The organism is Paenibacillus agaridevorans, from assembly GCF_003112455.1.
Classification (GTDB): Bacteria; Bacillota; Bacilli; order Paenibacillales; family Paenibacillaceae; genus Pristimantibacillus; species Pristimantibacillus agaridevorans.
Genome location: NZ_BDQX01000098.1, coordinates 137,900 through 145,092, shown reverse-complemented (window position 1 = coordinate 145,092; position 7,193 = coordinate 137,900). Strand labels below are relative to the sequence as shown.

Here is a 7,193-nt window from a genome sequence, read left to right as displayed (position 1 = left end):
GCCGCGCAAGGCGCTGCGGCAGCCAAAGGTGATTCGGAAGAAGGTGCGGACAGGCACGGCGGCGGAGGACGTTCCGGCACGACCTATTACGTAGACTCGTCCCGCGGGAACGATACGAAATCCGGCAAAAGCAAAGGCTCCGCCTGGAGGACGCTGGACAAGGTAAACGCCACGACGTTCCAGCCAGGCGACAAGGTCTTGCTGAAGGCGGGTTCCGCCTGGACCGGCCAGCTTTGGCCCAAGGGCTCCGGCTCCAACGGGCGTCCGATCGTCATCGACAAGTACGGATCCGGCCCCAAACCGGTCATACACGGAGCCGGCTTGCACCAAGAGACGGTAAAGCTGTTCAACCAGCAGTATTGGGAGATTAACAATCTGGAGATTACAAACACCGGAGAAGCCAGAAACACGCGCAGGGCAGTATGGATCGAAGCCCAGGATATCGGAACGGCCAACCATATCTATCTTAAAAATCTGGATATCCATGACGTAAACGGCCAGACCGAGTTGCAGGACCTGGAATCCGGCGGCATCATCGTACGCGTCACCGGCAGCACGACCCCGACCAAGTTCCACGATCTGCTCATCGAGGACAATACGTTCGTGGACGTAGACAGTACCGGCATTTACGTGCGCAGCAACTGGCGCAACCGCGATACAAGAACGGACGGTGTAGGACCGTGGCTCGGATTCACGGAAGTGGTTATCCGCGGCAACAGTCTGAACCGAACCGGCGGAGACGCGATCATCGTATGCGAAAGCGAAGGACCGCTTATCGAATACAACGTCGCGGCGAACAGCTATTACGATTCGGTAGGGTACCACGCCGCAATATGGGCAATCAATTCCGATAACGCGCTGTTCCAGTACAACGAGGCCTATATGACCCGTACGACAATGGACGGGATGGGCTTCGACATTGACGAGCTTTGCAACAATTGCGTGATGCAGCACAACTACAGCCATGATAACGAAGGCGGATTCATGCTGCTTGTCGGCAGGCGAGGCGGGGACGGCACCGGCTACGACAAAAACGGCATCGTTCGCTACAACATAAGCGAAAACGATGACCACGCCATCGTTCAGGCCGTCGGCCGAATGGATAATTATCAGGTATACAACAATACCTTCTACACGTCGGAGGACATGAAGGTTCAATTTCTGAAGGCGCCTGACGGCAACAACATGCCCCAGGGCACGATGAGCTTCAAGAACAACATCATCTATAATCTGGGAACAGACATGACCTATTACTGCGGCAACGCGACCTGTACGTTCGACTCCAATACTTTCTACGGCAACCATGATCCAAGCGAACCGGACGATCCCAACAAGCTGACTTCCGACCCGCTCCTGATCGGAGCCGGTTCCGGCGGAACCGGGCGTTCGACTGTTGACGGTTACCGGCTGGGAGAAGGTTCGCCTTCGCTGGGCAGCGGTACGGTTATTGCGGACAACGGAGGCAAGGACTACTGGGGCAATGCCGTGTCTTCCACCCAATCTCCGAACCGGGGTGCCTATAACGGCAAAGGCGTTAAACACGAACGGATCGGCAGCGGGATTAACAGCTATCTCTTTTCGAAGGAAGGCAAGGACGTCCGCATGCTCTCTTCTTCGATGCCGCAGGAGGTGGCGATCCGAGTCAACGGAAAGTTGATTGTAAAGGATGCCGACGGGGAAGCAAAGTCTTATTCTCCTGATAACGCCGGTTATGTTTATCTGACGCTGTCGGAAATGGCCCTGGAGTTGACGGGCAAGGTGAAGGAGATAAAGCCAAGCGGCAAATATGCGCTGCAGGCAAGCAGCGCTTACCTCGGCGATTCGATCCGCCTTAAGCTCACAGTGGATAACACGGGCAAACCCCGCTCGGCGATCAATGCCCGGCTTCTCATTGAGGGACAGGAGATACCGGTTAAGGTTGCTTCCGGCAAGACGGCCGTCATCGATGTGACGGTACCTGCTTCCGAGTTGGCCGGCAGCTTGCGGCTGGTTGGCGAGATCGTCTCCCATGGCAAGGCAATTGCCCGGATTGCGGCAAATGTTGAAGTGCTTGAACCTCTGCAGATGGAGGTGAAGCATGAGTTGAACGAAAATGGGGAAGCGCTTCGAGTCCGAATCCGCAATGTCTCGGATACGAGCAGAGTTCTCAATCAGCTGTTATGGACGATCGGCGGGCAGGACGGAGTCGAAGCGCTGCAAGCCTCCGTTCCGGCAGGCGACGATTATGTTGCCCTGCTCCCGCTGGATGCCTATCGCCCTTCGAGCAGCTACCCGGTCAAGATGAAGCTGGAAGCCGCCGGAGGAGTATCCCTCGCTTACGAAGGACAAGTGACTCTCGCCACTTTGCTGGCGAAAAAGAGCATCGCCGTTGACGGCGAACGAGACGATTTGGCCGACTTGCCGGTTATTCAACTGGCGGAGGAAGGGGCGGTCCAAATTCCGGGGTATGGCGGTGCGGCGGATGTAAGCGGCAGCGTATGGGTGACCTGGGATGAGGAGCACCTGAACATAGCTGCCGCCATTCGAGACAATGTCCATTCGCAAGAGCAATCGGAAGGCCAAATATGGCTTGGCGACAGTATCCAGTTTGCCCTGTCTCCTGGAATGCCTGGCGACCAAACGAGCATGTACGAGTTCGGGATGGCACTGACTCCTGCCGGGCCACAGCTGTATCGCTGGTCTGCCATCGAAGGCGAAGCCGGGTTGATGGCGGATCCAGCGCTGGCCGTTGCAAGAGACGAGGCGCGTCAAGAAACGTATTACGAGCTTGCTCTCCCCTGGACAGAGCTTTCGCCAATCCTGCCTGATGACGGATTGTTCGGTCTGTCCTTGCTGGTGAACGACAATGACGGTCACGGGCGCAAAGGATGGATCGAGTGGGGCGGCGGCATCGGAGGCATCAAAGACCCGGGCCAATTCAAGCCGATGCGCTTGATCGGCCAGGTTGACCGCGTGCTGGAAAGCCTGTCGATCAATGAACCGCTCGCTTATAGCGCTCTGCCCGTGATTTTGACGGCAACGGGAACCTTCGACGACGGCTTCGTATCGCGAGTTACGCATGCCGATTGGTCGTCCAGCAATCCCGATATTGCCGTTGTCGCAAACGGTACGGTGACCTTCACGGGCGAGAAAGGACCGGTTACGATAACGGCGTCTTACCGGGGAAAGGAAGCGTCGGTCAGCGCGGTAATCGAGGACTTGGGGCAATATTACGCATTCGATGAAGGAGAGGGAACGACGACGAAGGACAGCGCAAGCGGCATCTCCTATGCCATAGAGGGTGAGCCGGTCTGGGTGGACGGAAAAGTAGGCAAGGCGCTGCTGTTCTACGGGAATTCGGTCAAAATCAGTCCGATTGCCCAGGACGACTTTACCTTTATGGCATGGATCAAGCCGGAAACCGATTTGCATAACCATACCATCGTAGGTCAGGGAATTACCGGAAGCCAGGCGAATATGTTCAACTGGTGGATTACGAACGGGCAGTTGTATTTCCTTGTTAGCGATGCGGAAGGGGCCGGACACGGCATGTGGCCGTTTAACACGGAGCCTGGCTCCATTCCGCTGGGCGAGTGGACCCATGTGGCCGTGGCGAGAGAAGGCAATACGTTCCAGATGTATCTCAACGGCGAAAATGTGTTGACAAAAACCGTGCCCCATCATCAAAATCAGCTCATTAATCCCAATCCGTTCCGGATTGGCGCGCAGAACAATGGCGAGGGCGGTCCTTCCGAAGGTTTTCACGGCGCAATCGACGAGTTGAGGCTTTATCCCGAGGCGCTATCGGCGGATCGAATTCGGGAGCTGAGCGGGATCGAAACTGAAAGGGAGCCGGCAAGAAAGGAGGTGGAAACGCTGATGGCCGTTTCCAACGTGGCTTACGGTAAAACCGCGCTTGTCTCGTCGTCGCGAGACGGCAACGTCGGATCGCGCGCATTCGACGAGTCTCCCGGAACGAAATGGGAGAGCGAGGCCTCCGATCCGCAGTGGCTGATTGCCGACCTGGGCAAACCTCACCGGATCAACCGCACGAAGCTCACTTGGGAGAGCGGCGGATCGGGTCGGGCGTTCAAGATTCAAGTATCAACCGATATGATTCAATGGACGGACGTATATTCCACGACGACTGGGAACGGCAGCGTGGTGGATGTCAGCTTCCAGGATACGGATGTCAGGTTCGTCCGCGTTTACGGCACAAAACGGAACGGAACCGGCGGTTACGGGGTCCAAGAGTTTGAAGTATACGGGGAAGAAATTTCGTACCAGCCGCCTGCGGTGGCGCCCGTTCTGCCTCATCTGCCGATTCCGACGGAGCCGCAGATTGCCTATCAGAAGATGGAGACGATCGCATTTGCCCATTTCGGCATGAATACGTTCACGGACCGGGAGTGGGGAACGGGAACCGAGAGTCCGTCCCTGTTTAATCCCACGGATTTTGACGCGAGGCAATGGGTCAGCGCGCTTAAGGATGCGGGATTTAAACTGCTGATTCTGACCGCGAAGCATCATGACGGCTTCGCGCTGTGGCCGAGCGCTTACACGACGCATGACGTAGCGAGCAGTCCTTGGAAAAACGGGCAGGGCGACGTGGTCAAGGAAGTTTCCGATGCTTGTCTGGAGTTCGGCATGAAATTCGGACTTTACGTGTCGCCATGGGATATGCACGAGCCGACTTACGGCTCGGGCCTGGCTTATAATGATTTTTTCGTCAACCAATTGACCGAGCTGATGACGAACTACGGTGAAATAAGCGAAATCTGGTTCGACGGCGCGAAGGGGGACAATACCCCACAGGATTACGATACGGAAAGATGGTATTCCGTCATTAAGCTATTGCAGCCCAATATCGTTATTTGGGGCGCTCCTGGAGATGCTCGCTACATCGGCAACGAAGACGGAATCGCAAGCGAAACGAACTGGGCCAAGGTTGTCCCGCAGCAGCCGGGCAATCCTTACTGGACGCCCAACCAATATGGAGAGGGCAATCCGAACGGCACGGCATGGCAGTCCGGCGAAGCCGACGTACCGCTGCGGCCAGGCTGGTTCTACCATGATTGGGAGGATACCCATATTAAAACGTTGCCGGAGCTGGTCGATATTTATCAGAAATCGGTAGGGAGAGGGGCCAACCTGCTGCTAAACGTATCGCCGGATAAACGAGGCAAGCTGGTGGACAGCGACATTAACAGATTGATGGAGCTGCGAAATTGGATCGACCAGGCTTACGGAGTAAATTTAGCCGCGGGGTCATCCGCTTCGGCAAGCAATGTCAGGGGCAATGCTCCCGCATACGCGGCGGGCAAACTGACGGATGGCCAATATGACAGCTATTGGGCAACGGACGACCAGGTGACTTCGGCTCATGTCGATTTGAATCTGGGCGCGACGAAAACGTTTAATGCGGTTACGCTGCAGGAATATATTCCGCTCGGTCAGCGAATATCGGGATTCAACGTGCAGGTGCGGATCGGCGGCAACTGGACGACGGTAGCGACCGGCACAACGATTGGCTACAAACGCATCATCACGTTTGATGAAGTGGAATCGGATCAGGTTCGCATTGATATTCTCTCTTCCCAGGCATCGCCTCTGCTTAACTTTGCCGGCGTATACGATATCGGCGAGCTGGGCGCGGGCGGCGGAAGCCAGGATGCCGACCGCGAGCAATACTTCGACTTTGATGAGGGCCAAGGCTCCACGGCGACGGAAAGCGTAAGCGGGCAGGCGCTGTCCATTGAGGGCGGCTACAGCTGGGTGCCAGGCAAAGTCGGCCAGGCGCTGCGTTTCAACGGATCGGATACGTCGATCGTGACGGATTCCATCGTCAAGGACAATTTCACCTTCGCGGCCTGGATCAAACCGGAGTCAGACGGCGCGAATCGGATCATTCTCGGTCAAGGCATTACCGGCAGCCAGACGAACATGTTCAATTGGTGGATCGCAAACGGCAAATTGGAATTCCTGATGGCGGATGCGCTTGGCCAGGGCCATTCCTTATGGCCTTTCGCGACCGCAAGCAGCTCTATTCCGCTTAACGAATGGACTCATGTTGCGGTATCGAAGGCGGGAAGCCAGTTCAAATTGTATATTGACGGCCAGCTCGCCTTGACCAAATCGGCTTCGTCGGATATCGTTCAGACCAATAATCCGAATCCGTTCCGAATCGGCGGGCAAAATGCCGCCTCGCAGGGCGCCGCCGAGGTATTTCACGGCGCAATTGACGAGCTCCGGATGTATCCGAGAACGCTGACGGATCAGGAGGTGTTCGCTTTGAGCCAGGCAGGGGGCCAGCCGCCGGAAGTGATCAATGTCGCGCTTATCGGCGACAGCATTACGACGGGCAGTTACCCCGCGCAGCTGCAAACGCTTCTCGGCCCGAACTATTATATTAATCCGTATGGATCTGGCGGTACGACGATGCTGAAAAACGGCGATCACCCTTATTGGGACAGCTGGGAATTCGTCAACAGCTCGAACTGGGAGCCGGATATCGTAGTCATCATGCTCGGCACCAACGATTCTACGGCGATCAACTGGCAGCACAGCTCGGAGTTTGTGTCCGATTATGAAGACATGATCGACCATTATCGAGGCCTGGCTTCGCAGCCGACCGTCTACGTTGCGACTTCTCCTCATAATTATTGGCCGGGTAACGTCGTGACGAGCGAGGTGGTGCCGCTGCAGATTCAAGCTGCGGCCAACAAGGGAAGCACTGTCATTCATGTCAATCCGGGCACACAGAACATGGGGCATAACTTCCCCGATAATGTCCATCCCAACGATGCCGGGTCGACGACTATTGCCACAGCGATATACAACGCGCTCAAAGGAGCCGGCAAACCTTCGTTGACCAATGCCTTTTCTAAGATCGAAGCGGAACAATACAGCTCCAAAAGCGGCTCCGTACAGGCCGAGCCAAGTAGCGAAGGGTCGGATAATCTCGGTTTTATCGGAACGGGAGATTATACGGTCTATGAGGATGTCAACTTCGGCTTGGGCGCAGCCTTCGTGGATGCCCGTATCGCCGGTTCGACTGTAGGCAAGATCGAGATACGACTCGGCAGTCCGACGGGTACGCTGATCGGTACGGTGAACGGGGTAAATACCGGCTCCTATCAAACCTATACAACGGCCCAAGCCGCATTAAGCAGCGTATCGGGCGTACATGATGTGTACCTGGTCTATACGGCCGG

General features: G+C 56.1%; 1 protein-coding gene. It reads left to right on the top strand.

Features of this window, described 5'->3' with window-relative positions; all coding sequences use genetic code 11:
• Positions 1–7,193, top strand: a 7,193-nt coding sequence (locus PAT3040_RS10595; protein WP_146200398.1) for a LamG-like jellyroll fold domain-containing protein, incomplete at both ends; no start/stop codon positions are given.